Source organism: Streptomyces sp. URMC 126, assembly GCF_051386555.1.
GTDB lineage: Bacteria > Actinomycetota > Actinomycetes > Streptomycetales > Streptomycetaceae > Streptomyces.
The window spans coordinates 1-26,129 of sequence record NZ_JBPQTX010000070.1 but is presented as its reverse complement, the minus strand read 5'-3'; the positions used below and the strand labels follow the sequence as shown (position 1 = coordinate 26,129).

At 73.3% G+C, this 26,129-nt stretch carries 23 protein-coding genes, 2 tRNA genes and 1 pseudogene; 15 read left to right on the top strand and 11 right to left on the bottom strand.

Going from position 1 to position 26,129, the window contains the following annotated elements; all coding sequences use genetic code 11:
- A pseudogene (locus ACSNOK_RS11590) lies at window positions 1–428 on the bottom strand (ThiF family adenylyltransferase); the annotation flags it as partial.
- 344 nt (window positions 429–772) lie between these two features.
- Between ACSNOK_RS11590 and ACSNOK_RS11585 the strand changes: the two are divergent.
- The gene (locus tag ACSNOK_RS11585) at window positions 773–1,396 is read left to right on the top strand and encodes a M48 metallopeptidase family protein (RefSeq protein ID WP_436780538.1); all 624 of its coding nucleotides are present in this window, start codon (window positions 773–775) and stop codon (window positions 1,394–1,396) included.
- A 97-nt stretch (window positions 1,397–1,493) separates the two neighbouring features.
- Here ACSNOK_RS11585 and ACSNOK_RS11580 read toward each other — a convergent pair whose 3' ends face one another.
- Window positions 1,494–2,030, bottom strand: a complete 537-nt coding sequence (locus ACSNOK_RS11580; RefSeq protein WP_436780537.1) for an NUDIX hydrolase — start codon at window positions 2,028–2,030, stop codon at window positions 1,494–1,496.
- A complete protein-coding gene (locus ACSNOK_RS11575) occupies window positions 2,027–3,538 on the bottom strand; it encodes a zinc-dependent metalloprotease (protein WP_436780536.1) in 1,512 nt (503 codons plus the stop codon). Before ACSNOK_RS11575 ends, ACSNOK_RS11580 begins: the two co-directional genes overlap by 4 nt.
- A gap of 203 nt (window positions 3,539–3,741) precedes the next feature.
- Between ACSNOK_RS11575 and ACSNOK_RS11570 the strand changes: the two genes are divergently transcribed.
- The 3 genes from ACSNOK_RS11570 (at window position 3,742) to ACSNOK_RS11560 (ending at window position 7,008) form a co-directional block, all read left to right on the top strand.
- A complete protein-coding gene (locus ACSNOK_RS11570; RefSeq protein WP_040887362.1) occupies window positions 3,742–4,866 on the top strand; it encodes an SDR family oxidoreductase in 1,125 nt (374 codons plus the stop codon).
- 128 nt (window positions 4,867–4,994) lie between these two features.
- Window positions 4,995–5,468: a molybdenum cofactor biosynthesis protein MoaE gene (locus ACSNOK_RS11565; protein WP_436780535.1), complete on the top strand. Its 474-nt coding sequence runs from the start codon at window positions 4,995–4,997 to the stop codon at window positions 5,466–5,468.
- A gap of 451 nt (window positions 5,469–5,919) precedes the next feature.
- The gene (locus ACSNOK_RS11560; RefSeq protein WP_436780534.1) at window positions 5,920–7,008 is read left to right on the top strand and encodes a YlbL family protein; all 1,089 of its coding nucleotides are present in this window, start codon (window positions 5,920–5,922) and stop codon (window positions 7,006–7,008) included.
- Between the two features lie 28 nt (window positions 7,009–7,036).
- Here ACSNOK_RS11560 and ACSNOK_RS11555 read toward each other — a convergent pair whose 3' ends face one another.
- Entirely contained in the window at window positions 7,037–7,633 is a 597-nt protein-coding gene (locus ACSNOK_RS11555; RefSeq protein ID WP_436780533.1) for a PPA1309 family protein, read from the bottom strand.
- Window positions 7,634–7,776: 143 nt separating this feature from the next.
- Between ACSNOK_RS11555 and ACSNOK_RS11550 the strand changes: the two genes are divergently transcribed.
- The 4 genes from ACSNOK_RS11550 (at window position 7,777) to ACSNOK_RS11535 (ending at window position 13,248) form a co-directional block, all read left to right on the top strand.
- A complete protein-coding gene (locus tag ACSNOK_RS11550) occupies window positions 7,777–10,695 on the top strand; it encodes a UPF0182 family membrane protein (RefSeq protein ID WP_436780541.1) in 2,919 nt (972 codons plus the stop codon).
- Window positions 10,696–10,738: 43 nt separating this feature from the next.
- Window positions 10,739–10,812 (top strand) — tRNA-Met (locus ACSNOK_RS11545).
- 267 nt (window positions 10,813–11,079) lie between these two features.
- Window positions 11,080–13,074: a tetratricopeptide repeat protein gene (locus ACSNOK_RS11540; protein ID WP_436780532.1), complete on the top strand. Its 1,995-nt coding sequence runs from the start codon at window positions 11,080–11,082 to the stop codon at window positions 13,072–13,074.
- Window positions 13,075–13,174: 100 nt separating this feature from the next.
- Window positions 13,175–13,248: transfer RNA gene (locus tag ACSNOK_RS11535), tRNA-Met, on the top strand.
- Between the two features lie 107 nt (window positions 13,249–13,355).
- Here ACSNOK_RS11535 and ACSNOK_RS11530 read toward each other — a convergent pair.
- Entirely contained in the window at window positions 13,356–13,772 is a 417-nt protein-coding gene (locus tag ACSNOK_RS11530; protein WP_436780531.1) for a Fur family transcriptional regulator, read from the bottom strand.
- Window positions 13,773–13,969: 197 nt separating this feature from the next.
- On the opposite strand from ACSNOK_RS11530, the gene ACSNOK_RS11525 reads away from it, so the two are divergent.
- Window positions 13,970–15,424, top strand: coding sequence for a catalase (locus tag ACSNOK_RS11525; RefSeq protein ID WP_436780540.1), 1,455 nt, complete (start codon window positions 13,970–13,972; stop codon window positions 15,422–15,424).
- A gap of 93 nt (window positions 15,425–15,517) precedes the next feature.
- Here the strand turns inward: ACSNOK_RS11525 and ACSNOK_RS11520 are convergent, their stop codons facing one another.
- Both ACSNOK_RS11520 and hisN read right to left on the bottom strand, forming a co-directional pair.
- On the bottom strand, window positions 15,518–15,925 hold the full coding sequence (locus ACSNOK_RS11520; RefSeq protein ID WP_436780530.1) for a CBS domain-containing protein: 408 nt from the start codon (window positions 15,923–15,925) through the stop codon (window positions 15,518–15,520).
- Between the two features lie 171 nt (window positions 15,926–16,096).
- Window positions 16,097–16,903: a histidinol-phosphatase gene (hisN, locus tag ACSNOK_RS11515; protein WP_436780529.1), complete on the bottom strand. Its 807-nt coding sequence runs from the start codon at window positions 16,901–16,903 to the stop codon at window positions 16,097–16,099.
- Between the two features lie 126 nt (window positions 16,904–17,029).
- Between hisN and ACSNOK_RS11510 the strand changes: the two genes are divergently transcribed.
- Entirely contained in the window at window positions 17,030–17,659 is a 630-nt protein-coding gene (locus ACSNOK_RS11510) for a TetR family transcriptional regulator (protein WP_436780528.1), read from the top strand.
- 9 nt (window positions 17,660–17,668) lie between these two features.
- Here the strand turns inward: ACSNOK_RS11510 and ACSNOK_RS11505 are convergent, their stop codons facing one another.
- The 4 genes from ACSNOK_RS11505 to ACSNOK_RS11490 form a co-directional block, all read right to left on the bottom strand.
- Window positions 17,669–17,992, bottom strand: a complete 324-nt coding sequence (locus tag ACSNOK_RS11505; RefSeq protein ID WP_171167244.1) for a DMT family transporter — start codon at window positions 17,990–17,992, stop codon at window positions 17,669–17,671.
- A gap of 86 nt (window positions 17,993–18,078) precedes the next feature.
- Window positions 18,079–19,086, bottom strand: coding sequence for a ribosome small subunit-dependent GTPase A (rsgA, locus tag ACSNOK_RS11500; RefSeq protein WP_436780527.1), 1,008 nt, complete (start codon window positions 19,084–19,086; stop codon window positions 18,079–18,081).
- A gap of 15 nt (window positions 19,087–19,101) precedes the next feature.
- Complete coding sequence (gene aroA, locus ACSNOK_RS11495; protein ID WP_436780526.1) at window positions 19,102–20,466, bottom strand: 3-phosphoshikimate 1-carboxyvinyltransferase; 1,365 nt, start codon at window positions 20,464–20,466, stop codon at window positions 19,102–19,104.
- 88 nt (window positions 20,467–20,554) lie between these two features.
- Window positions 20,555–21,268: a M50 family metallopeptidase gene (locus ACSNOK_RS11490; RefSeq protein WP_436780525.1), complete on the bottom strand. Its 714-nt coding sequence runs from the start codon at window positions 21,266–21,268 to the stop codon at window positions 20,555–20,557.
- Window positions 21,269–21,423: 155 nt separating this feature from the next.
- Here ACSNOK_RS11490 and ACSNOK_RS11485 point away from each other — a divergent pair, with 155 nt between their 5' ends.
- The 5 genes from ACSNOK_RS11485 to ACSNOK_RS11465 all read left to right on the top strand — a co-directional run.
- Complete coding sequence (locus tag ACSNOK_RS11485) at window positions 21,424–22,242, top strand: SOS response-associated peptidase (protein ID WP_436780539.1); 819 nt, start codon at window positions 21,424–21,426, stop codon at window positions 22,240–22,242.
- Between the two features lie 122 nt (window positions 22,243–22,364).
- Window positions 22,365–23,051 carry an alpha/beta hydrolase family protein gene (locus ACSNOK_RS11480; RefSeq protein WP_436780524.1) on the top strand — a complete coding sequence of 229 codons (687 nt, stop codon included), beginning with the start codon at window positions 22,365–22,367 and terminating at the stop codon, window positions 23,049–23,051.
- A 277-nt stretch (window positions 23,052–23,328) separates the two neighbouring features.
- Window positions 23,329–24,018 carry a sigma-70 family RNA polymerase sigma factor gene (locus ACSNOK_RS11475; RefSeq protein ID WP_193581852.1) on the top strand — a complete coding sequence of 230 codons (690 nt, stop codon included), beginning with the start codon at window positions 23,329–23,331 and terminating at the stop codon, window positions 24,016–24,018.
- Window positions 24,015–24,347, top strand: a complete 333-nt coding sequence (gene rsrA / locus ACSNOK_RS11470) for a mycothiol system anti-sigma-R factor (RefSeq protein ID WP_171167143.1) — start codon at window positions 24,015–24,017, stop codon at window positions 24,345–24,347. Before ACSNOK_RS11475 ends, rsrA begins: the two co-directional genes overlap by 4 nt.
- Before the next feature lie 194 nt (window positions 24,348–24,541).
- Window positions 24,542–26,129: HD domain-containing phosphohydrolase (locus tag ACSNOK_RS11465; protein ID WP_436780523.1), on the top strand; the 1,588-nt coding region annotated here is incomplete at its 3' end.

The following is a 26,129-nucleotide window of genomic DNA, read 5'->3' as shown; positions in this document are numbered from 1 at the left end:
CGGTGGTGGGGCCGGTGGACACGGCGACGGCGTCGTTCCTCGGCCTGCTCGACGGCACGCGCGGCCATCACCCCTATCGCCGCCCCCGGCGCCGGATGCAGCACCGAGAGCGAGGCGAGGTCCGGCCCCAGCCGCTCCAAGGCCGGGCCCCGGCTCCGCAGCGCGGCGCCACCCGCGCCCCCGCCGCGCGCGTCGTCCAGCGCGCCGGCCCGGGCCAGCCGTTCGACCAGCGCGTCCGCCCGGCCCTCGGGGAGGCCCATGGCCGCCGCCTCGGCCCGCAACAGCGGCAGGCCGCGCGTGCCGTCGAGCAGGCCGAGGAACGACGCCGTCGCCGTGTCCACCGGCCCCACCACCGTCGCGTGGGCCCGGGTCATCCCGAGCTGGAGGACGTCCCGGCTGCGCCAGGCCCGCCGCAGAGCGGGCTTCATCACCGGATGCGCTCCCTCGGCACCGGCTGTGCCTCCGGCCCCATGCGCGCCGCCGGTTCTCGCGCCGCCGACTCCGCCCGCGTGCTCCAACACCGCGGTCCCGCACCCGCCGTCCGTCCCCACCATGGCTCCCCCTCGTCGCCCGGCACACGCCGCTCCACTGCCGACGGAGCCACCGTCCGCCGCCGGTGGACCCAGCATGCACGGCCGCACCGATCGGCGTGTGGGGTTGTCCACAGGCACGGGCTGATCGTCGTACTAATGCCGTGGTGGGGTGGGGTGGAATCACCGGCTGCCGGGCGACGGCGGGACTTCCCGCGCCGTCGACGGGGTAACGTCGTGGCGTGCCCGTCGACCCCCTGCACAGCGCCGCCCGACCGCCGCGCGGCGGCCCGAGCCCGCTCGGCGCGCCCTTCCCGGAGACCGAGGCGTTTCCGGCGGCCGAGGCCCGCCCGGTGGAGGTCCGCCGGAGCGCACGCCGGCGCAGAACCGTCTCCGCCTACCGCGAGGGCGACCGCACGGTGGTCCTCATCCCGGCCCGTATGTCGGACGCCGAGGAGAAGCGGTGGGTGAACGTGATGCTGGACCGGCTCGCGGCCCAGGAGAGCAAGCGGATACTCGGCGACACCGAGCTCGCGGAACGGGCGGAGCGCCTCTCCGGGCAGTACCTCGGCGGCCGGGCCCGGCCCGACAGCGTCCGCTGGGTCACCAACCAGAACACCCGCTGGGGCTCCTGCACCCCCGCCGAGGGCAGCATCCGCCTCTCGCACCGGCTGCAGGGCATGCCCGAGTACGTCGTCGACTACGTCCTCCTGCACGAGCTGGCGCACCTGCTCGTCCCCGGGCACGGGCCCGCCTTCTGGCGGCTCCTGGAGGCGTATCCGCGCACCGAGCGCGCACGGGGCTACCTGGAGGGCGTCGTCGCCGCGGGCCGCCTCCCGCACCTCCCCGCCGCCCGCAGCGAATAACCCCTCCGGGGGGACGGGCGACGGAAGCCGGAAGGACGGCGGGAGCCCACGGCGCACCGGACGCCTCGGACGCCGGCCGCCCGCGGGCCACCGGCGCCTACACCGACGCGCGCACCCGCTCGACCAGCCGCACCACCGACGCGTCGGCCACCGAGGCGACCTCGTCGTAACCGAACCACCGCAGGTCCAGCGACTCGTCGCTGATGGCCGCCTCGGCGCCCTCGGGCGCCAGCGCCGCGTACTGCACGTCCAGGTGCCAGGCGCAGGGCGTGTGGTGCCGGTCCAGCCGGACCGGGCCACCCGGCAGCAGGGTCAGCCCGCTCGCGATGCCGGACTCCTCCGTGGCCTCGCGCAGCGCGGCCGCCGCCAACGTGGCGTCCTCCGGCTCGCAGTGGCCGCCCATCTGCAGCCACATCCCGAGCTTGCGATGGAGCGTGAGCAGCACCCGGTCGCGGGACGGGTCCACGACCAGGGCGCTGGCCGTGATGTGACCGTCCCGGCACGCCTTCCACATGCCGTCCGGGTGCCCGGCCAGATGCTCCAGGTACGCGAGCCGCAGCGCCTCCTGCCGCGGGTCACCGCCCGGAACCGGCCACTCCTTGAGCACCCGTTCCGCGTCCTCGCGCAGGCTCACGCGCCGGCCCCGCCGTCCTTCGGCGAACCGCCCTCGGGGCCGTCGCCCTTGGAGGAGTCCTCGGAACTTTCGGAACCCTCGGAACCCTCCGAGCCCTTGGAGTTCAGGTCCGGCTTGCCCTGCCCGCCGCCCGCGGCCTCGCCGAGCATCTTGTCCAGCTCGGAGAAGTCCAGGTGCTCCCGGTGCACGAAACCGTCCGGGTCGTCCAGGTCCGCGGCGGTGGGCAGCATGTCCGGGTGCTCCCACAGCGCGTCCCGGCCGTCGGCGCCGCGCGCGTCGGTGAGGGAGGCCCACAGCCGCGACGCGTCGCGGAGCCGGCGCGGACGGAGCTCCAGACCGATCAGGGTCGCGAAGGTCTGCTCGGCGGGACCACCGCTGGCCCGGCGGCGGCGCAGCGTCTCGCGCAGCGCCCCGGCGGACGGCAGGTGCGGCGCGGCGGCCGCGTGCACGACGGCGTCCACCCAGCCCTCGACCAGCGCCAGCGCGGTCTCCAGCCGGGCCAGGGCCGCCTTCTGCTCCGGGGTGTCCTCCGGCTGGAACATGCCCTGCTGGAGCGCCTCCTGCATCTGCTCGGGGCGCGTGGGGTCGAGCTGGCCGACGACGTCCTCCAGCTTGGTGGTGTCCACCTTGATGCCCCGGGCGTAACCCTCGACCGCGCCGAAGAGGTGCGAGCGCAGCCACGGCACATGGGCGAAGAGCCGCTGGTGGGCGGCCTCGCGCAGCGCCAGGTAGAGGCGAACCTCCTCCTGCGGCACCCCCAGACCGGAACCGAACGCCTCGACGTTCACCGGCAGCAGCGCCGCCTTGCCGGCCGGGCCCAGCGGCAGCCCGATGTCGGTGGAGCCCACGACCTCGCCCGCCAGCACGCCGACGGCCTGGCCGATCTGCGTACCGAACATGGCGCCGCCCATGCTGCGCATCATGCCCAGCAGCGGGCCGGCCATGGCCCGCATCTCCTCGGGCAGCACGTCGCCCATGGCCGAGCCGACGCGCTCGGCGACCGGGTCGACCAGCTCACGCCACACCGGGAGGGTCGCCTCGACCCACTCCGCGCGGCTCCAGGCGACGGCCGTGCCGGAGCCCGACGGGAGCGAGGTCACCCCGTCCAGCCAGAGGTCGGCCAGGCGGACGGCCTCCTGGACCGCGGCCCGCTCGCCGGCCGAGACGCTGGCGTCCTTGGAGCCGTCGGCGGTGCCCTGCGCGACGGTCTGCCGGGCGATGTCCTTGGCCATGTCCCAGTTCACCGGGCCGCCCTCGTACGAGAGCATCTGGCCGAGCTGCTGGAAGGCGGCGCCCAGGTCGCCGGGGTTCATGCCGCCGAACGCCGGGTTCGCGCCGCCGCCGAACAGCGCGGCGAAGGGGTTGTCCCCGCCCGCCCCGGAACCGAATCCGAACGGGTTCGCCGGACCCTGGCCACGGCCACCCTGGTCACCGCCCTTCTTCTTGCCGTTGTCGCCGTCCTCCGGCTCCTCCGGCGGAAGATTGAATCCGAATGGGGTGTCACTCACGGGTTTCCTCGGCTCCTAGGGCCGCCGGCGAAGGCCGACGGCGAATGCCCGACAACACCACCCAGCGTAGACACCTCCCCGGTATGGGGGCTTGGTGCTCCACCGGCTCGGGGCCTGCGGCAGGATGGACGTCACCTGGTACGTACGGGTCATGACACAGGTCATGACACATACGTACTGAAGACAACCGCTGGAGACGCCCGGTGAGTTCCCCCGACCGAGAAGTTCGCGCAGCGCGAAACGGTTCCGCACGAGACAGTACGAGCCCGACCGGCCGCCGGCCCGTGGTCGCGGTCACCGGCGCCGCCCGCGGCGTCGGTGCGCTGCTCACCCGGCGGCTCGCCGCATCCGAGGAGGTCAAGCACGTCCTCGCCATCGACGAGCGCCGCGGCGACGTCAGCGAGGCGCAGTGGCACGTCCTGGACGTCCGCGACCCGGCGATCGCGGAGAAGCTGCGGGGCGCCGACGTCGTCGTCCACCTCGCGCTCGACCTGGACCTGGAGACTGACCCGGCCGCCCGCACCGCCTACAACGTGCGCGGCACCCAGACCGTGCTGACGGCCGCCGCGGCGGCCGGGGTGCACCGGGTGGTGCTGTGCACGTCGGCGATGGTCTACGGCGCGCACCCCGACAACGACGTGCCCCTCGACGAGGACGCGGAACTGCGGGCGACCGCTGAGGCCACCGGTGTCGGCGACCTGCTGGAGATCGAGCGCCTGGCCCGCCGGGCCCCCCGCGCGCACCCCGGGCTGAACGTCACCGTCCTGCGGCCGGCGGTTCTCGTAGGCGGGACGGACACGGCCCTGACCCGTTACTTCGAATCGCCGCGGCTGCTGGTGGTGGCCGGGTCCCGGCCGGTGTGGCAGTTCTGCCACGTCGAGGACCTGGTGAGCGCCCTGGAGTTCGCCGCCCTGGAGAAGGCCGAGGGCGAGCTGGCGGTGGGCTGCGACGGCTGGCTGGAGCAGGAGGAAGTCGAGGAGCTCACCGGCATCCGCCGCATGGAGCTGCCGTCGGCCGTGGCGCTGGGCGCCGCCTCCCGGCTGCACCGCCTGGGCCTGACGCCGTCTCCCGCGGGCGACCTCGAGTACACGATGCACCCCTGGGTGGTCAGCGGCCACCGGCTGCACGCCGCGGGCTGGCGTCCCCGCTGGACCAACGAGGAGGTCCTGGCGGAGCTGCTGGAGGAGGTCGCCGGACGGCACACGGTCGCCGGCCGGAGGCTCGGCCGCAAGGACGCGACGGCGGCGGGTGCCGCCGGGGCCACCGTGGCGCTGCTGGGCACGGCGGCCCTGGTGCGGCGGGCGCGCAAGGCCCGACGGCGGGTGTAGCGGGCGGTTCGCGGGCCGACGGCGCCTGCCCGGGGCCGGAGAGGCCCGGAAGGCGCCCCGCGTCGACTGGACGCCGATTCGAACATCCGGCCCCCGGACGGGCCGGAAATCGGCCGGCGTGCGGCACGATGGAGCGCATGTCCCGTACGTACGAAGATCCCTCCGGGCCCGCCGTCCCCGAACCGGGCCCCCTGCGCCTCCTGGCCGTCCGCGAGACCCCGCTCTCCCTGGACGAGGTCTTCGCCGCTGTCGGCGACCCGGCCGCGGGCGGCACCGCGCTCTTCGTGGGCACCGTGCGCGACCACGACGGCGGCGCCTCGGTCGCCGGGCTCGGCTACTCGGCGCACCCGACGGCCGAGGAGGCGCTGCGGCGGGTGGCCGAGAAGGTGGCGGCGGACTTCCCGGTCCGGGCGCTGGCCGCGGTGCACCGGGTCGGCGAGCTGACCGTCGGGGATCTGGCCGTGGTGGTCGCCGTCTCCTGCCCGCACCGCGCCGAGGCGTTCGCGGCCTGCCGGCGCCTCATCGACGACCTCAAGCACGAGGTGCCGATCTGGAAGCACCAGGTGTTCTCGGATGGGACGGAAGAGTGGGTCGGCGCGTAGCGCCGTCCTTCTGGGGTGTGGGCGCCTAGCCGCGTGCCCGGAACGGGCCACCCGAGTTGCGTAACCGCCGCCCTGAAGTGAGCGTTGAGACGGCAGACGATTAATGTGCTCATCGTAAGTCACGAGGAGTAAGAGGTCGGAGGCCGTTATGGCGGCGCTCGCTTGGTTGCTGATTCCGGTTGCCGCGGCCGTGGCCGCCGCCCTGTGGGGAAGCTGGGCGGCCCGGAACCGCAAGGCAGGCGATGTCTCCGAGCTCGCGGGGTACGCGAAGTTCCGTGAGGCCATGGAACGTTCGGACTCCGGAGCCGGATCCCCGTAACGTGGGTCGGGGCGGTGTCCCGGCCCGTCCGGGAGCCGTGTTTTTCGCATGACGCGGGCCCCGCTGGGCACTTCTGCCCCGTACGGACCGCCCCGGAAGTGGACTGTCAGACCTGTCCCGTACTGTCGTTCCATGCCCCGCCGCACCGCGACGATGCTCGCCTCACTGTTGACCCTGATCGCGCTGCTCTGCGCCGGCGTGCTGATCCCCGTGCCGTACGCGGAGATGTCGCCCGGGCCGACGGTGAACACCCTGGGCGATCACGACGGGGAGCCGGTGCTCCAGATCTCGGGGCACAAGACGTATCCGACCAGCGGGCACCTCAATATGACCACGGTCCGGGTGACCGGCTCGCAGTACCGGATGAACATGGTCGAAGCGGTCTACGGCTGGCTGAACCACGACAAGCTGGTCGTCCCGCACAGCACGCTCTACCCGGACGACAAGACGCCCGACCAGCTCAATCAGGAGACCGCCGAGGAGTTCAGCCAGTCCCAGGAGAGCGCCAAGGTGGCGGCCCTCAAGCAGCTGGACATCGCCGTGCCCACCCGCGTCGTGGTCGCCTCGGTCGTCAAGGCGAGCCCTGCCGAGGGCGTGCTGCACGCGGGCGACGTGGTCAAGGCGGTGGACGGCGCCGAGGTGAAGCGGCCGGGCGACGTCGCGAAGTTCGTCACCCGGCACAAGCCCGGCGAGAAGGTCGTCTTCACCATCGTGCCGGCCAAGGAGGCCGCCGCCGCGGAGAAGGAGAAGCGGCAGCCGCGGGGGACGGAGAACGTCACCGTGGTGACGCGTGAGGCGCCCGGGGACAAGCGGGCCATCGTCGGCATCCAGGCGGGGACGGCGCACACCTTCCCGTTCCCGATCAACATCAAGCTCGCCGACGTCGGCGGACCCAGCGCCGGCCTCATGTTCGCCCTGGGGATAGTCGACAAGTTGACACCGGACGACCTCACCGGCGGGAAGTTCGTCGCCGGTACCGGGACCATCGACGACGAGGGCAAGGTCGGGCCGATCGGCGGCATCGAGATGAAGACGGTCGGCGCCCGGAACAAGGGCGCCCGGTTCTTCCTGACCCCCAAGGACAACTGCGCGGCCGCCGCCAAGGACACCCCGTCCGGGCTGACGCTCGTCAAGGTGGAGACGATAGGCGACGCGCTGAAGTCCCTGGAGAAGATCCGCAAGGGGGACGCGGCCGGCCTGCCGCGCTGCACGGCAGGCTAGTCACGCGGCACACCGGCCCCGGGCGGGTTCAGTCCGCGAAGGTCGCGGCCAGCGCCTCGGCCAGGCCGGGCACCAGGTCGGGTCCGGTGAGCACCTCGGTCGGCGAGTCCTTCTCGCGCAGCCGGATGGCGGACTCCCGCGCCCCGTCCCGCAGCACGGCGACCGTCATCCGCACTTCCTGCCGCTCCGGGTGCTGCGCGACCCACTTGGCAAGCTGCTTCTCGTTCATCCCATGGGGCACGGACCCCTCGGCGGACGGCGGGAGCATCAGCCGCTCCACGGTCAGAGCGCACCCCGTCACCGCGTCCGGCCAGGCGATCGTGGCGAGGAACTCGTCGAGGGCGGCGCCCGCCGGCAGCTCGTCCTGCTCGATGGGGGTGTAGGAAGGGACGGACGAGCCCGGGGCCGCCTCGTCGAGGCCGAGCTGGGCGGCCAGGGCGGGCTCCTGGGAGCGGAGCTTCGCGGTGTCGACGAGGGCGAAGAGCCGGGCGGGCTGGTCCCAGCCGAGGCCGGAGGCGTAGTCGTCGATCTCGAGTACGGCGCGGGTCAGCGGGCTGGCGGCCATCGGCGGCGTGCCCGCTTCGGGGCGATCGGGGTGGCTCGGGGAGCCGGCATTGCTGGACATGCCCAATATCGTGCCCTGAGAGGGGCCGAAATCGGGAACCGAGTAAAGCCTCGGTAAGTTGCCACACTGGGTCCTACTATCGCCAGGGCCTGATCGACAGCTCCCTTACAGCGAACTTCGAGGTGCGCACCTTGGCTTTCCAGATGCCGGACCGCGGCGGAGGCCCGACAGGGCCACGGATCAGAGTCGGCCGACCGTCCCGGCGTGTCCGGACCCTGCTGATGACCCTGGGTGTGCTGGCTGCGCTGGCCATGCTCTTCGTCATGTTCGCCGGGTTCTGGACCGACTGGCTCTGGTACCGCTCGGTGCACTATTCATCGGTCTTCACCACCACCCTCGGCACCAAGATCGGCCTGTTCGGCGTCTTCGGTCTGCTGATGGCCCTCGCGGTGGGGTTCAACATCTGGCTGGCGCACCGGCTCCGGCCGCCGCTGAGCGCCATGTCGGCCGAGCAGCAGAGCCTCGACCGCTACCGGATGAGCATCGCCCCCTACAAGAAGTGGGTGCTGCTGGCGGTCACCGCGCTGGTCGGCCTGGTGGCGGGCGCGTCCGCGGCCGGGCAGTGGCGCACCTGGCTCCAGTGGGTCAACGGCGTCTCCTTCGGGCAGAAGGACCCGCAGTTCCACAAGGACATCTCGTTCTACACGTTCGACCTGCCCTGGTACCGCTTCCTGCTGAGCTTCGGCTTCGCGGCGGCCGTCCTGTCGCTGATCGCCGCCGCCCTGGTGCACTACCTCTACGGCGGCCTGCGGCTGACCAGCCCGGGCCACCGGGCCACCGCGGCGGCCACCGGGCACCTCTCCGTGCTGCTGGGCCTGTTCGTCGCGCTCAAGGCCGTGGCCTACTGGCTGGACCGGTACGGGCTGGCGGTGAAGTCGAGCGGGCTGCGGTCGACGGACGGCTGGACGGGCCTGCGCTATGTGGACGCCAACGCCTATCTGCCGGCCAAGACGATCCTCTTCATCATCGCGCTGATCTGCGCGGTGCTGTTCTTCGCGACGCTCTGGCGGCGCACCTGGCAGCTGCCGGTCATCGGCTTCGGCCTGATGGTGCTCTCCGCGATACTGATCGGCGGCCTCTACCCGGCGATCGTGCAGAAGTTCCAGGTCTCGCCGAACGAGCAGACCAAGGAAGCGCCGTACATCGCCAAGAACATCAAGGCGACGCGTGAGGCGTACGGGATCGATCACACCAAGGTCGACGACAAGTACCCCGGCAAGAGCGACGCCGCCGGCAAGGACAAGAACAAGCTGCGCGAGATGGCGAACTCCACCGCCAGTCTGCGCCTGCTGGACCCGAACATCGTCTCGCCGGCCTTCCAGCAGGAGCGCCAGGACCGTGGCTACTACCAGTTCCCGTCCACCCTGGACGTCGACCGGTACACGGTGAACGGCAAGGAGCAGGACACCGTCATCGGCCTGCGGGAGCTCAACATCAAGGGCATCCCCGAGCGCAACTGGATCAACGACCACTTCAAATACACCCACGGTTACGGCGCCGTGACCGCCAAGGGCACCTCCGTGCCCAAGGGCGGCGGCCCGGACTTCCAGTCGGACGGCACGCTGGGCGCGTACCAGCCGCGGGTGTACTACGGGGAGAAGACCACCCAGTACTCGATCGTCGGCGGGCCGCAGAAGGAGATCGACAAGCCCGGCGACGAGGGCAAGGAGAGCTTCGGCTACGACGGCAAGGGCGGTGTCGCGCTGTCCAACCCGGTCAACCGCGCGGCCTACGCCGTGGCCTTCGGCGAGCCGAAGATCCTCTACTCGGGCGCCATCGGCAAGGGCTCCAAGATCCTCTACAACCGGACGCCCAAGGAGCGCGTCGAGGCGGTGGCCCCCTGGCTGACCATCGACGGTGACGCGTATCCCGCCGTGGTGGACCACCGGATCCAGTGGATCGTGGACGCCTATACGACGACCAACGGTTACCCGTACGCCTCCCGCACCACTCTGGGCGACACCACCGCCGACTCGTTGACGACGGGTCAACGCGCCGTGGTCGCCCAGCAGAACCAGGTCAACTACATCCGCAACTCGGTGAAGGCGACCGTCGACGCCTACGACGGCACGGTCCGGCTCTACCAGTGGGACGCCGAGGACCCGGTGCTCAAGACCTGGATGAAGGCGTTCCCGGGGACCGTCAAGCCGAAGGGCGAGATCAGCGCGGACCTGAAGGCGCATCTGCGCTACCCGCAGGACCTGTTCAAGGTGCAGCGCGAGCTGCTGGCCCGCTACCACGTCACCGACCCGGCGGCGTTCTACACGGGCAGCCAGCGCTGGCAGGTGCCGGACGACCCGACCAACAAGGGCAACGCGGTACCGCCGTACTACCTGAGCATGCGGATGCCGGACCAGAAGGACCAGACGTTCTCGCTGACGACGACCTTCACGCCCAAGAACCGCCCCAACCTGGGCGCGTTCATGGCGGTCGACGCCGACGCGAAGAGCGATGGCTACGGCCGGATCAGAATCCTCGAACCCAAGGGCGCGGTCTGGGGTCCGGAGCAGGCGCAGTCCAATTTCAACAGCAATTCGGACGTCGCCAGCCTGATCAGGCTTCTCAAGGGCGGTGATTCCGAGGTCGAGTACGGCAATCTGCTGACCGTGCCGCTGGACGGCGGTTTCCTGTACGTGGAACCCGTGTACGTGCGCGGCGCGCGGGCGAATTACCCGCTGTTGCGGAAGGTGCTCGTCAACTACGGCGAGAAGATCGCCTTCCGGGACACGCTCGGCGAGGCCCTGGACGAGGTCTTCGGCAAGCAGCAGGGCGAGACCGGCAAGCAGCCGCCGGACACCACCCGGCCGCCCTCCGCCAACCCGACGGTCAAGCAGGCGATCAAGGACGCGCAGGACGCGTACGCCAACGGCCAGAAGGCGCTGGAGCAGAAGGACTTGGAGGCCTACGGCAAGGCCCAGAAGAGCCTGAAGGAGGCCCTCGACCGGCTGGCCAAGGCCGAGGAGGAAGCGGAGAGGAAGGCGGACGGCAAGCCCGCCGGCAAGCAGGACGAAGGCAGGCGGGACGAAGGGAAGCAGGACGAAGCCAAGCGGACCGAGGGGTAGCCGGTGCCCCGCCCCGCGCCGTGGTACGGTTGTTCCACAACAGCGCGGGGTGGAGCAGCTCGGTAGCTCGCTGGGCTCATAACCCAGAGGTCGCAGGTTCAAATCCTGTCCCCGCTACTCGAAGACAAGGCCCGGAGTCTCGGACTCCGGGCCTTGTCGTGCGTTCCGGGCGGGGTACGGGTGCCGCCTCGGGGGTAGCGGGCGAGGGACCACCGTTCGCATCGGGCGCCACGCTGCTCTGTGCGGGTTATGTGCGGGGCTTTTGATTAGAGTTTGGGGCATCGCTGTGTCGGGAAGTCGGGAAGTCGACAAAACGCTGAAGTGACCTCACTGGCTGCGGCATTCCAGGTGTACACAGGTTGCGGGAGTGCGACGATGGGACGTATGGGGGACAAGGCGAGGCTGGTGGAGACACGTCGGCTGGTAGGGGCTCCCGACCGGGGGAGTGAGCAGGGGACCGACCGGGGGAACGACCCGGACGGGCAACGTCCGTCGCCGCACGGCCAGAGACCGGCGAACGCGGCCGGCACCGTGCCCGCCCCGGCGGGCCCGTCCGCCGCCGGCCCCGCGGACGGCGCCGACCTGGAGCTCGAAACCGCCCGCCGCCGCGCCGAATCCGGTGACCCCGCCGCCCTGAGCACCCTCGGCGCCCTCCTGCTGCGCCGCGGCGACCTGGACGCCGCCGAGCGCTGCCTGCGCGCCGCCACCGCCGAGGGCGACCGCTCCGCCGCCAACAACCTGGGCGTCCTGCTGCACCAGCGCGGCTACCCCGACGAGGCGGCCGCCTGGTGGCGGGTGGCCGCCGTCGCCGGCTCCGCCGCCGCCGCGCACGCCCTGGGCCGCTACCACCGCGAGCGCGGCGACGAGCCCGCCGCCGAGTACTGGCTGCGACAGTCCGCCGAGTCCGGGCACGCCCTCGGCGCCTACGCCCTCGCCGACCTCCTGGAGCACCGCAGCGACGTGGGGGCGGAGCGCTGGTTCCGGTCCGCCGCCGAGCGCGGCCACCGCGAGGCGGCGTACCGCCTCGCCCGCATCCTCGACGGACGCGCCCCCGGCTCGGCCGCGAACCGCCCGAGCGTCCTGCCCGGCCCGGCACCGGCGCCCGCCGGCCGCCGCACGCCCGTCGGCGGCGGGGACACCTCCGTGCGCGACCTGCGCGCCGCCGCGGCGGTCGGCAAGGAGCGCGGGCCCGCCGCCGAGGCCGAGCAGTGGTACCGCCAGGCCGCCGCCCGCGGCCACCGCCGCGCCGCCCTGCACCTGGGCACCCTGCTGGAGGCGCGCGGCGAGATCCAGGAGGCCGCCCGCTGGTATCTGACCTCCGCCAAGGACGGCGAGTCCCGCGCGGCCTGCGCCCTCGGCTTCCTGCTGCGCGACGCGGGCGACAACGACAGCGCCGCCGTCTGGTGGCGCCGCGCGGCCCAGGACGGCGACGGCAACGCGGCCAACGCCCTCGGCGCCCTGCACGCCGACCGCGGCGAGTCCCAGCAGGCCGAGCGCTGGTACCGCGCGGCCCTGGACGCGGGCGACGTCAACGGCGCCTACAACCTCGCCCTCCTCTGCGCCGAGCAGGGCCGCTCGGCCCAGGCCGAGCAGTGGTACCGCCGCGCCGCCTACGCGGGCCACCGGGAGGCCGCCAACGCCCTCGCCGTCCTGCTGCTCCAGGCCGGCGACCCGGCGGGCGCCGAGCCGTGGTTCTCCAAGGCGGCCGAGGCCGGCAGCGTCGACGCGGCGTTCAACCTGGGCATCCTCTACGCCGGGCGGCACGACGAGCGCGAGGCGCTGCGCTGGTACGAGCGCGCCGCCGCGGCCGGCCACACCGAGGCCGCCCTCCAGGTGGCCATGGCCCTGTTGCGGGACGGCACCCAGGAGAGCGCCGAGGAGGCCGAGCGCCACCTGCGGGTCGCGGCCCGGGGCGGCAGCGCGGAGGCCGCGTTCCGGCTGGCGAGCCTGCTGGACCGGGAGGACCGCGGCGAGGGGGCCGCCGCCGAGTGCGAGGAGTGGTACGACCGCGCCGCCCGCCAGGGACACCGGCGGGCCCAGGTGCGGCTCGGCATGATCGTGGCGGCCCGCGGCGACGTCGTCCGGGCCGCCCGCTGGTACCGGGAGGCGGCCGAGGCGGGCAGCCGCAACGGCGCGTTCAACCTCGGGCTGCTGCTGGCCCGCGAGGGAAGCGAGCCGGAGGCGGCGCTGTGGTGGACGCGGGCCGCCGAGGCCGGCCACGGCCGCGCGGCCCTCCGGCTGGCCCTGCTGGCCGCCCGGCACGGCGATCTGTCGGAGGCGCAGCTCTGGTGCGCGCAGGCGGTCGAGTACGGGCCGGCCGAGGTCGCCGAGCGGGCGGCGCGGCTGCGGGACGCCCTCCAGCAGGAACTGTCGGCGTGACCGCGCTCCCGGCGGGCCGGACCGCCCACCGGGCCGAGCGGCCGCTCGGGATCACCCGTTTGCGTGGAACGCCTTGACCGGGTTACAGTTGGTTCACCGACGCGGGGTGGAGCAGCTCGGTAGCTCGCTGGGCTCATAACCCAGAGGTCGCAGGTTCAAATCCTGTCCCCGCTACTCTCGACGAAGGCCCGGATCCTCAGGATCCGGGCCTTCGTGCTGTACGCGCCCGTCATGGTGCCGAGCTCCCCGCGGACGAACGCCCCCCCGGCGTCCGCCGTCCGTCACGCTCCCGAGCAGCCCGGGCACAGCCCCCGGTAGGTCACCTCGACCGCGGACACCTGGAACCCGAAGCGCTCCTCCGCCGGCAGCCCGGCGAGCAGGTCCCCGGAGGGGTGCACGTCGCGGATGGTGCCGCAGCGGGAGCACACCAGGTGCTGGTGCGCGTGGTGGGCGTTCGGGTCGTAGCGTTTCGCCCGGCCGTCGGTGCTCACCTCGATGATCTCGCCGAGGGAGACCAGTTCGCCGAGCGTGTTGTAGACCGTCGCCCGGGAGATCTCCGGGAGCAGTTCGGTCGCCTTGGCGTGCACTTCGTCGGCGGTGTAGTGCACATGGTCCCCGTCGAGCACCTCGGCGACGACGCGCCGCTGCGCGGTCAGCCGCCAGCCACGTCCCCGGAGCCGTTCCAGCAGGTCACTCATGCCATTCACCCATCAGTCAGATAGGACCAGCCTAGCAGCGGCAGGCGTCTACCACTGGATCCGGTTTTTATGTCACCTCCATCTTGACTTAGACAAAGTCCAATGTAAGGATCGTTCTCGCCGCGGAGCCGAAGAGGACCGGCCGAGCGGGCAGGACCGAGAAGACGGAGGCATACGTGTCGGTTCAGGACGAGGCCATGACCACGACGGGCCCGCTGACCACGGAGTCCGGAGCTCCGGTCGCGGACAACCAGAACAGCGAGACCGCGGGCATCGGTGGCCCCGTCCTGGTGCAGGACCAGCTGCTGCTGGAGAAGCTCGCGCACTTCAACCGCGAGCGGATCCCGGAGCGTGTGGTGCACGCCCGCGGCGCCGGCGCCTACGGCACCTTCACCGTGACGGCGGACGTCACCCGGTGGACCCGGGCGAAGTTCCTGTCCGAGGTCGGCAAGCAGACGGAAACGTTCCTCCGCTTCTCCACCGTCGCCGGCAACCTCGGCTCGGCGGACGCGGTGCGCGACCCGCGCGGGTTCGCGCTGAAGTTCTACACCGAAGAGGGCAACTACGACCTCGTCGGCAACAACACCCCCGTCTTCTTCATCCGGGACGCCATCAAGTTCCCCGACTTCATCCACACCCAGAAGCGCGACCCGTACACCGGCTCGCAGGAGGCGGACAACGTCTGGGACTTCTGGGGTCTGTCGCCGGAGGCCACCCACCAGGTGACCTGGCTGTTCGGCGACCGCGGCATCCCCGCCTCGTACCGCCACATGGACGGCTTCGGCTCGCACACCTTCCAGTGGAACAACGAGGCCGGCGAGGTCTTCTGGGTCAAGTACCACTTCAAGACCGACCAGGGGATCAAGAACCTCACGCAGGAGGAGGCCAACCGGCTCGCCGGCGAGGACCCCGACTCCCACCAGCGTGACCTGCGCGAGGCCATCGAGCGCGGCGACTTCCCGACCTGGACGGTGTCCGTCCAGATCATGCCGGCGGACGAGGCGGCCACCTACCGCTTCAACCCGTTCGACCTGACCAAGGTCTGGCCGCACGCGGACTACCCGCTGCACGAGATCGGCAAGCTGGAGCTCAACCGCAACCCCGACAACATCTTCGCCGAGGTCGAGCAGTCGGCCTTCTCTCCGGCGCACTTCGTGCCCGGCATCGGCCCGTCCCCCGACAAGATGCTGCAGGGCCGGCTGTTCGCCTACGCCGACGCCCACCGCTACCGCGTCGGCATCAACGCCGACCAGCTGCCGGTGAACCGTCCGCACGCCACCACGGCCCGCACCTACGGCCGGGACGGCTACGCGTACGACGGCCGTCACGGCCGGGCGAAGAACTACGAGCCGAACAGCTTCGGCGGCCCCGCCGAGACCGGCCGGCCGCTGTGGCAGCCGGTCTCCGTCACCGGGGTCACCGGCAACATCGCGACTCCCACGCACGCCGAGGACAACGACTTCGTCCAGGCGGGCAACCTCTACCGGCTGATGACGGAGGAGGAGAAGGAGCGCCTGATCGCCAACCTCGCGGGCTTCATCGCCAAGGTGTCGCGCGACGACATCGTGGAGCGGGCGATCAACAACTTCCGCCAGGCGGACCCCGACTACGGCAAGCGGCTGGAAACCGCGGTCCAGGCCCTGCGCGGCTGAGGCGCTTGCCGTAAGAAACCGGAGAGGCCGGACGCCATGGGGCTCCGGCCTCTCCGGCTGTCCGCGGCGGCGGGCACCGGGAGCGGCCGGGCCTCAGGCCGTCAGCGCCCCGTCCTGGCGCGGCACCCCGCGCGCCACCCAGCAGCGGATGAGATCCCGGACCGAGACCACGCCCACGGTCTCCTGGCCGTCCAGGACGACCAAGTGCCGGAACTCCCCGCGCGACATGGCGATGGCGGCCTCCTCCAGCGTCCACTCCGGCGCCGCGAAGACCACGTCGGCGGTGGTGTGGCGGTGCGCCGCCTCCCGGTCCGGGTCGCATCCGGCGCCGAGGGCGTTGAGGATGTCCCGTTCGGTGAGGATGCCCAGGCCGCTGGTCTCGGGGTCGAGGACGACGGCCGCCCCGACCCGGCGCGCGGACATCAGCCGGGCGGCCTGCCGGAGGGTGTGGGCGGGGCCGATGGTGAGGACGATCGTGCTCATGGCGTCGCGGACGAGCATGGGCGGGCCACCTCCTGCGGGCGATTTCACGCATTCACAAGCTCGCCCACAGCGTGACACGCGGCAAGTCGGCGGGGAAGAGGACGGCAACGGACCGCTTTGCCGATTTTTTACGTCGTCTTTGAGGTTTCGGGCACCCGGACGGGTGGGGAGCTCCCGCCGCCCGGGGCCTCAGGAACGCAGATAACCCAGCAACTCGTCGTGGAGAAGCCCGTTCGACGCGGCGGCGTTCCCGCTGTGCGGCCCGTGGCGCCCGTCCAGGCCCGTGAACCGGCCGCCGGCCTCTTCCACGATGACGACGTTCGCCGCCATGTCCCACAGTGACAGCTCCGGCTCCGCGCAGATGTCCACCGACCCCTCGGCGACCATCATGTACGGCCAGAAATCGCCGTAGCCCCGCGTCCGCCAGCAGTCCCGCGTCAGGTCCAGGAAGCGCGGCAGCAGCCCGCGCTCCTCCCACCCCGACAGCGAGGAGTACGCGAACGAGGCGTCCGCGATGCGCTCCACCTTGGAGACGGTCAGCCGGCTCGCCGACGACAGGCTGCGGCCGGTGTACGCGCCCGAGCCCTTCGCCGCCCACCAGCGGCGGCCGAGCGCCGGGGCCGACACCACACCGACGACCGGCTGGTAGTCGACGGTGCCCTCGTGCTCCGTCTGGACCATGAGGGAGATCAGCGTCGCCCAGACGGGCACCCCGCGCACGTAGTTCTTCGTGCCGTCGATCGGGTCGATGACCCAGCGGCGCGGACCGAGGCCCTCGCCGCCGAACTCCTCGCCGAGCACGGCGTCGCGGGGCCGGGCCCGCTGGAGGTGACCGCGGATCAGCTCCTCGGCGGCCTTGTCCGCCTCGCTCACCGGGGTCATGTCCGGTTTGGTCTCGACCTTGAGGTCGAGGGCCTTGAACCGTTCCATGGTCGCCGCGTCGGCGGCGTCCGCCAGGACATGGGCCAAGCGCAGATCATCGTGGTAGTCGGACATAACAGGAACACTACCCGCGGCTCCCGCCCGCGCACGTGCGGCCCGCCCGGGCTCTTGACACCGTCTGGTGGTGCGTCAATTCTGTGGCCACAACCGTCGTGCGGCCGCAAGGCCCGGGAGGCGACGATGCCCGCGGCACGAGAGCTCCTGCTGGACGCGGCCTACACGGCGCTCGGCACCCGGCCCTGGCACGGGGTCCGGATGGTCGACGTGGCGGCCGCCGCCGGGGTGTCCCGGCAGACCCTGTACAACGAGTTCGGCAGCAAGGACGGCCTGGCCCGCGCCCTGGTCCGGCGGGAGGCGGAGTCCTTCCTGGCCGGCGTGGAACGCTCGCTGGCCGACGCCGTCGGGCGGGAGGACGCCGACGCCGGCGACTGCTGCGCGGCGGCGGCCGTGTGGACCCTGCGCACCGCGCGGGCCAACCCGCTGGTCCGCGCGGCGCTGACCGGCTGCCGCGGCGAGCGGCTGCCCGCCCAGGCGGCCCCCGCCGTCCCGCCGCCGCGCACCCCGCCGTCACCCGCCACGGCCCGGGGTGCCCCGACGCCCGCCGCCCTCGTGGAGCGCATCGCCGGCAGCGCGGCCGGGGCGGCCGGCGCCACCGCCCGCCCGCCGGATCCGGAGGCGCTGCGCCGGGCCTGCGAGGCCGCCGTCCGGATGACCCTGTCGTACGTGGTCGCCCCGGCCGGCTCCGACACCGAGGCGGCGGAGGAGGTGGCGGGCGTGGTCAGGACGTTGCTCGGGGGCGGGCGGGAGTGACCGGCGCGCTCAGTGCGCGGAGCCCGACAGCTGGAGCCCGATCACCCCGACGATCACGAAGGCGATCGAGACCAGCTTCAGTGTGGAGACCAGGTCGTCCAGGAAGACCATGCCGTAGATCGCCGTCCCGGCCGCGCCGATGCCCGTCCACACCGCGTAGGCCGGGCCCACGTCCAGCTTCCGGAGGGAGAGCGTGAGGAGGCCGAAGCTGCCGAGGGCGAAGCAGGCGAAGGCGATCGTCGGCCACAGCCGGGTGAAGCCGTGCGAGAGTTTGAGACAGACGGCGAAGCCGGTTTCCAGAAGCCCTGCGACCACGACCAGCAGCCACGCCATCAGTTTCGCCTCCCGTGTCGTCGACCGCCCCGTCCGTCCCGGTGCTGTTGCACTTGCCATCGGCGGTCATGCGCAAACGTAGGCGATCAGTCGCCTTCGCGCCGCTCCCGGGTGGCCAGAAGCCGCCGCAGCGAGTAGAGCCGCTGCGGGTCGGCGTGCCCGTCCGCGACCCACTGGTCCAGCGCGCAGTCCGGCTCGTCGTGGCCGCACGCGCGCGGGCAGCCCTCGGTGCCCGGTACCAGGTCCGGGAAGGCGTTGATGACGCGGGAGGGGTCGATGTGGTTGAGCCCGAACGACCGGACGCCCGGGGTGTCGATCACCCAGCCCGAGCCCCCGGGCAGCGGCAGGGCCAGCGCCGACGTCGTGGTGTGCCGGCCGCGGCCGGTGACCGCGTTGACGTGCCCGGTGGCCCGCTGGCGGTCCGGGACCAGGGCGTTGACGAGCGTGGTCTTGCCGACGCCGGAGTGCCCGACGAACGCGGTGACCCTGCCGTTCAGCCGCTCCCGCACCCGCTCCGCGGCCTCGCCGACGGCCAGCTCCTCGCGGTTGGTGACCACGTAGGGCAGGCCCAACGCGCCGTAGGACTCCATCAGCTTGGCGGCGGGGGCCAGGTCCGACTTGGTCAGGACGAGCAGCGGTTCGAGGCCCGCGTCGTACGCCGCGACCAGGCAGCGGTCGATCAGCCGGGGGCGCGGCTCGGGGTCGGCCAGGGCGGTGACGATGGCCAGTTGGTCGGCGTTGGCGACGACGACCCGCTCGAACGGGTCGGTGTCGTCGGCCGTCCTGCGCAGCACCGAACGGCGCTCCTCGACCCGGACGATCCGGGCCAGGGTGTCCTTCTGCCCGCTGAGGTCGCCGACGACCGCGACCCGGTCGCCGACGACGACGCCCTTGCGGCCCAGCTCGCGGGCCTTCATGGCCATCACGATCCGGTCCTCGACCAGGACCGTCAGCCGGCCGCGGTCGACGGTGAGGACGAAGCCCTCGGCGGCGTCCTCGTGCTTGGGGCGGATGCTGGTCCGCGGCCGGTTGCCCTTGCGGTTGGGGCGGACGCGGACGTCGTCCTCGTCGGTGTGCTTGCCGTAGCGGCGCATGGTGTTCCGGTTCCCTCAGGCTCTCGGCGCCGTCGTCGCCCCCGCGACGGATCCGAGCATGCCGTGCCAGAGCTCCGGGAAATCGGGGAGGGTCTTGGCGGTGGTCGCCACGTTCTCCACCTCGACGCCCGGGACGGTGAGGCCGAGCACCGCCGCGGCGGTGGCCAGGCGGTGGTCCTCGTAGGTGTGGAAGACGCCGCCGTGCAGCGGGCGCGGGCGGATGCGCAGGCCGTCGGCCGTCTCGGTGACGTCGCCGCCGAGCTCGTTGATCTCCTTGGCGAGCGCGGCCAGCCGGTCCGTCTCGTGCAGCCGCAGGTGGGCGATGCCGCGCAGCTCGGACTCGGAGTCGGCGAGCGCGGCCACCGCGGCGATCACCGGGGTGAGCTCGCCGACCTCGTGCAGGTCGGCGTCGATGCCGGTGATCCGGCCGGTGCCGGTGAAGGTCAGGCCCGCGTCCGTCAGCTCGCAGGAGCCGCCCATGGCAGTGAAGATGTCGCGCAGCGCGTCACCGGGCTGCGTGGTGCGCTCGGGCCAGTCCGGGACGGTGACCCGGCCGCCGGTGACCAGGGCCGCCGCCAGGAACGGCGCCGCGTTGGACAGGTCCGGCTCGACCACCAGGTCGCGGCCCAGCAGCGCGCTGGGGGAGACCCGCCAGACGTTCGGCTCGCCGCCCGACTCGGGGGTGTCCACCTGGGCGCCGGCGGCGCGCAGCATCTCCACCGTCATCCGGATGTGCGGCATCGAGGGCAGCACCGAGCCGACGTGCCGTACCTCCACGCCCTGGTTGAACCTCGGGCCGGAGAGCAGCAGCGCGCTCACGAACTGGGAGGACGACGAGGCGTCGATCTCGACCGGGCCGCCCTCCAGCGCCCCGGCGCCGTGCACGGTCAGCGGCAGCGCGCCGCGGTCGTTGTCGTCGATCCGGGCGCCCAGGGCGCGCAGCGCGTCGATCACGCCGTGCAGCGGGCGCTCGTAGCTGCGCGGGTCGCCGTCGAAGCGGACCGGGCCGTCGGCGAGCGCCGCCACCGGCGGCAGGAAGCGCATGACCGTGCCCGCGTTGCCGACGTCGACGGTGGCCGGGCCGTGCGGCCGGGCCGGGATGATCCGCCACGCCTCGCCGGAGCCGTCCTGGTCGCCCTCGGAGCTGGAGGAGACCGTCTCCTCGATGCCCACGCCCATCGCGCGCAGCGCCTCGGCCATCAGCAGGGTGTCGCGGGAGCGCAGCGGGCGGCGCAGCCAGCCGGGCTCGGCGGCGAGGGAGGCGAGGACGAGGGCGCGGTTGGTGACCGACTTGGAGCCGGGCACGGTGACGGTCGCGTCGACGGCCCCGGTCGCGGTCGGAGCGGGCCAGAGGTCGGTGGGCGCGGGGCTCTGGGTCATGCCCTAACCTTACGGCCTCACCGGGGGCGGTGACCGGGCCCTTCGGCCGCGCGGACCCCGTCGCCCGGCGCCCGGGGCGCCCGCCGGCTCACCCCTGGAGCAGCCAGTTCCCGCCGGCGAGCAGCGAGGCCAGCGCGACCGTGTGGAAGAAGAGGAGCCACAGCACCGGCGTCACCCCGGTCAGCCGGCCGAGCTGGTCGGCGTCGGAGTCGGCCGCCGCCCCGTACCGGCGCTTGCGCTGGAGCTCGAACGACGGTCGCACGCCCCCCAGCAGCAGGAACCACACCACCCCGTAGGCGAACGCCGCCCGCACCTCCGGGCCGGCCAGCCAGGAGACCAGGACGAAGGCCGCGCCGGTGAGCACCACCGTCAAGGCGCCGTAGGCGTTGCGGATCATCACCAGCATGGCGGCCAGCAGTGCCGCCGCCACCCACAACAGGGCCGTGACGTGCCCGGTGGACAGCGCCCAGGCGCCGGCCAGGCCGAGCAGCGAGGGCGCGGGGTAGCCGGCCGCCGCGGTGAGGACCATGCCGAAGCCGGTCGGCCGGCCGCGCGAGACGGTGAGACCGGAGGTGTCCGAGTGCAGCCTGATGCCGTCCAGGGTCCGGCCGCTGAGGAGCGCCACCAGCCCGTGGCCGCCCTCGTGGGCGATGGTGATCGCGTTGCGCGTCACCCGCCACACCCGGGGCGGGACGATCGCCGCCAGGGCGACGAGCCCGGTGCCGACGACGGTCCAGACCGAGGGGCCGGGCTGGCTGCCGGCCAGCCGGTCCCACAGGTCGGTGGCGGTGGTGCTGTCCATAGGCGGGGCCGCTCCTTGCGCGTTCGTGGTCCGTGCTGAGGGACGGCCGGCGCCGCGCGGCGGTTCCTCGGCACGGGGGCCGGGGCCGGAGTGTCCGACCCGTGCGGCAGCATGGTCGGCACCAGATGCGCGAGGGAACCGAGGGGCGGTCGGACATGTGCGGGCGGTACGCGGCGAGCCGGGAGCCGGAGGACCTGGCCGGGCTCTTCGACGTGGAGGTGTGGGATCCGGCGGAGACCCTGGCCCCGGACTGGAACGTGGCGCCCACCAAGAAGGTGTACGCCGTCCTGGAGCGGCCGCTCAAGGGCGCGGCCGACCGGCGTCCGGTCCGGCAGCTGCGCGCCCTCAAGTGGGGGCTCGTCCCGTCCTGGGCGAAGTCGCCCGAGGGCGCCGCGCGCATGATCAACGCGCGGGCCGAGACGGTGCACGAGAAGCCGTCCTTCCGGCGGCCCTTCGCCGAGCGCCGCTGCCTGATCCCCGCCGACGGCTACTACGAATGGGTCACGGGCGCACAGGAGCGCGACCTGGAGGTGCAGGGCCGCCGCAAGCGCCCCCGCAAGCAGCCCTACTTCGTGACGCCCACCGACGGACCGGTCATGGCCATGGCCGGGGTCTACGAGTTCTGGCGCGACCGCACGCTGCCGGACGACCATCCGGAGGCGTGGTGGGCGACCTGCTCGGTGATAACCACCGAGGCGGACGACCGGCCGTTCGCCGGCGGTGGCTCCGAGGGCGGTCCGCGCTCCCTGGCGGACATCCACCCCCGGATGCCGCTGCTCCTGACGCCCGACCGGTGGGACGCCTGGCTCGACCCCGCGCGCACGGACCCGGACGAACTGCGCTCGCTGCTCGCGCCGCCCGCGGCCTCGGCGGTGCGGGCGTATCCGGTGGCGACGGCGGTCAGCGACGTCCGCAACAACGGGCCGGAGCTGCTGACGGAGCTGGCGGCTCCGGAGGAGTCGACGCTGTTCTGACGGGCTTCCCGTTGAACGTGCCCCCAGGGCCCGGGGAGGGGGAGTTTTCCGGCTCGGATCGGTCCTCGGCCTCGGGCGCGCCCCCGCCGGAGCCGGCCCGGCCGTTCGGCGAGGATGGCCGTGTGACGACCGAGAAACCCACCCCGTACGACACGGCCACGGAGAGCGTGCCGACCCCCGCGGGCGAGGCCCGCGTCCACTGGTACCGGGCGGCCCGCCCCCGCCTGGTGCTCGCCCTCGGCCACGGTGCCGGCGGCGGTGTCGAGGCGCGTGACCTCCAGGCTCTGGCCGCCGCCCTGCCCGCGCACGGGGTCACCGTGGCGCTCGTGGAGCAGCCCTGGCGGGTGGCCGGGAAGAAGGTGGCGCCCGCGCCCCGGGCCCTGGACGAGGCGTGGCGAGCCCTGTGGCCCGCGCTCGCCGCGCCCGGGCTGCCGGTCGTCGCGGGCGGCCGGAGCGCGGGGGCGCGCGTCGCCTGCCGGACGGCGGCCGGGCTGGGAGCGGTGGCGGTGGTCGCGCTGAGCTTCCCCCTCCACCCGCCGGGCCGGCCGGAGCGGTCCCGCGCCGGCGAACTGCTCGACGCCGGGGTGCCGGTCCTGGTCGTCCAGGGCGCCCGCGACCCGTTCGGCCGCCCCGAGGAGTTCCCTCCGGGAGTCGAACCGGTCGCCGTGCCCGGCGGTGACCACGGGTTCGCGGTACCGAAGAGCGCCGCGAAGTCCGGGGGCGTCACCCAGGAGGACGCACTGGCGGTGATCACCGACGCCGTCGCCCGCCGGCTGGCGGAGTGGCCGGAGGGGAGGAAGGCCGGCTGAGCCGGGAAAACCGCCCAGGGCGGCCCCATGGCGGGAATGGGACGGGCCGTGCCGATGTTGAGCACCACGTAAGACGCCCCGGCACATGACAAAGGATTGGGAGACCCGCCCCATGGGTTCGATCGCATGCCTGTCCCGCCCCAGCACCGCAGACCGGGGCCGGCCGGTCGTCATGGGCGGTCTGGCCGCCGCGGCCGGAGCGGCGGGCTCCGTGGATCGTCGTCTATTCTCCGAATCGAGCGGGTCCGCCCAGGGCCCGTCGAAGTTTTCGGAGGAGGTGGGTCCGGTCGTGGGTACCGACGCGGGGACGCACGGCGAGGAGCACCCCCCTGCCCAGGCCGCGGAGAGCGCGGCGGAGCGCAACGCCCGTTTCGAGCGCGACGCGCTGACCTTCCTCGACCAGATGTACTCGGCCGCCCTGCGGATGACCCGCAATCCGGCGGACGCCGAGGACCTGGTCCAGGAGACGTACGCGAAGGCCTACGCGTCCTTCCACCAGTTCCGTGACGGCACGAACCTCAAGGCGTGGCTGTACCGCATCCTGACCAACACCTTCATCAACTCGTACCGCAAGAAGCAGCGTGAGCCGCTGCGCAGCGCGTCCGAGGAGATCGAGGACTGGCAGCTGGCGCGTGCCGAGTCGCACATGTCCCAGGGGCTGCGGTCCGCCGAGTCGCAGGCGCTCGACCACCTGCCGGACTCCGATGTCAAGGAGGCCCTTCAGGCCATTCCCGAGGAATTCCGCATAGCGGTCTACCTCGCGGACGTCGAGGGGTTTGCCTACAAGGAGATCGCGGACATCATGGGTACCCCCATCGGCACGGTGATGTCCCGCCTCCACCGGGGCCGCCGGCAGCTGCGCGGTCTGCTGGAGGACTACGCCCGCGAGCGTGGCCTGGTCCCGGCCGGGGCCGCCGCGCCGCACGGTTCCGACGCGTCGCACAATGGGAAGGGCTCGGACTCATGAGCTGCGGAGACCCGCACGAGACGGACTGCTCTGAAGTCCTCGACCACCTCTACGAGTACCTCGACCGCGAGATGCCCGACGGCGACTGCGCCAAGTTCGAGGTGCACATCGACGAGTGCTCCCCCTGCCTGGAGAAGTACGGGCTGGAGCAGGCGGTCAAGAAGCTGGTCAAGCGCTGCTGCGGACACGACGACGTCCCCGCCGACCTGCGGTCCAAGGTGATGGGCCGGATCGAGCTCATCCGCTCCGGCCAGACCGTGCCGGAGCAGGACGTGGTGGCCGAGGCCCGCGCGGCCGAGGCGGACGCCCGGAGCGTCCCGCAGGACTGAACGCCCGGAGGGCCCCGCGGGACTGAGCCGAGGGCCCGGACGCCCGGCGCGAACGGGCCCGGAACCCGCATCAAAACGGCCGCCAGGCGAACGTCACCCGAACGGACGGCGGTTCCCGCCGATCCGGCCGTGAGCGCCGCGCGTGAGCCTATTCTCCCCATCCCGACAGCGAGTCCGGATGGGGAGGACATGTCATGGAGGCAGTCCCGGCGACGGCGCGCGCCCGGCTCTCCGGTGCCGTGGGCGCGGTGGCCCTGAGCGCGCTGCCCGCCGTGCGGGACCCCGCCGCCGTCCCCTGGGGGACGACGGTCCTCCTGGCGGCCGTCGGCGCGCTCGGCTGTCTCCGGCCGCGCCGCTCCGCGGTGCCGCCGGCCCTGCTGCTGGCCGTCGTATTGCTGCCCCCGGCCGCCGCGGCCTTGGCCGCCGTCCCGGGCGGCCTCCTCCCTCCGCCCCGCCGCCCGCGCGGTGAACTCCCCGACGTCAAGCGCCGGTTGGGGAGCGCCGCCCTCCTCGCGCTCGCCGCGGCGACCGCCGCCCTGCTCTTCGGGGCCGCCCGCGCGGCCCTGCCGGCCGGCTCCTTGGGGGCGCTGCCCGCCGTGCTGGCCGCCGCCTTCGTCCTCGCGGTGACGAGCACGGCCCACGACGCCTTCGACGGGAGCCTCCCCGGGGTCCGGCGGCCCGCCCTCCTGGGGCCCGCGCTGGGCTTCGCGCTGCTCCACGGACCGTCCGCGCTGCTCGCGGCCGAGCTGTGGCGCGGCGTCTACGGGCCGGTGGCCGCCCTGCTGGTGCTGCTGCCGTACACCGTTCCCGCCCGGCCCGCGTCCGGCGTCCGGCGGGAGCGCGCCGAGCGCGGCGCGACCGTCCGGGCGCTGGTCGAGGCCCTCGATCTCAAGGACCGCTACACGCGGGGCCACGGCGAGCGGGTCGGGCTGCTCTCGGCGCGGATCGGCCGTGAACTCGGGATGGCCGGGGACCGGCTGGAAGCGCTCCGGATCGCCGGCACCCTGCACGACCTGGGCAAACTCGGCGTTCCCACCCGGGTGTTGCGCAAGGACGGGCCGCTCACCGGCGAGGAGCGGCGCGTCGTCCGGCGGCACCCCGAGTACGGGGACGAGCTGGTGCGCGGGGTCGCCCTCCCCGAGGAGGCCCGGGAGGCGATCCTCCACCACCACGAGCGGCTGGACGGCAGCGGCTACCCGCACGGGCTGGCGGGCCGCCGGATCCCCGAGGCGGCGCGGATCGTGGCCGTCGCGGACGCCTTCGACGCCATGACCTCCACCCGCACGTACAGCCGCGGCCGGCCGGTCACCGCCGCGCTCGCCGAACTCCGCCGCTGCGCCGGCAGCCAGTTCGATCCGCGCATGGTCGAGGCGCTCGCGCGGACCCTGGAGCGGAGCGGTCCCCTGGAGGGCGCGCTGGCGGGCGGAACCGCGGTTCCCGATTGCGGAAACGTCCCTCCTGATCATCTCGGCACGCCGCTCCCGCACCCTTCACCGGGCGGACGTCCGTACGGACGCGACTCCGGCGGGCTCACGTCCGCGCTTCCCGGAGGCCGCCTCCCCGGCCGATCGCCGTCGCCCGGCCCCGGCGACGGGCGCCCGCACGGCCGCGGCCCGGGCGGATGTGCCCCGGCACCGGGCCCGGACCCCCTGCCCGGCCAGTGCCCGCCTGCGGGGCCCGCGGAGGGGCGCCCCTCCGAAGCGTCCTCCGGCCGCTCCGGTCCGGTCCCGCACCGCGACCGCCCTCCCGCCTGGCGCTCGCTGCCCGGCCCCGCCCCCGTAC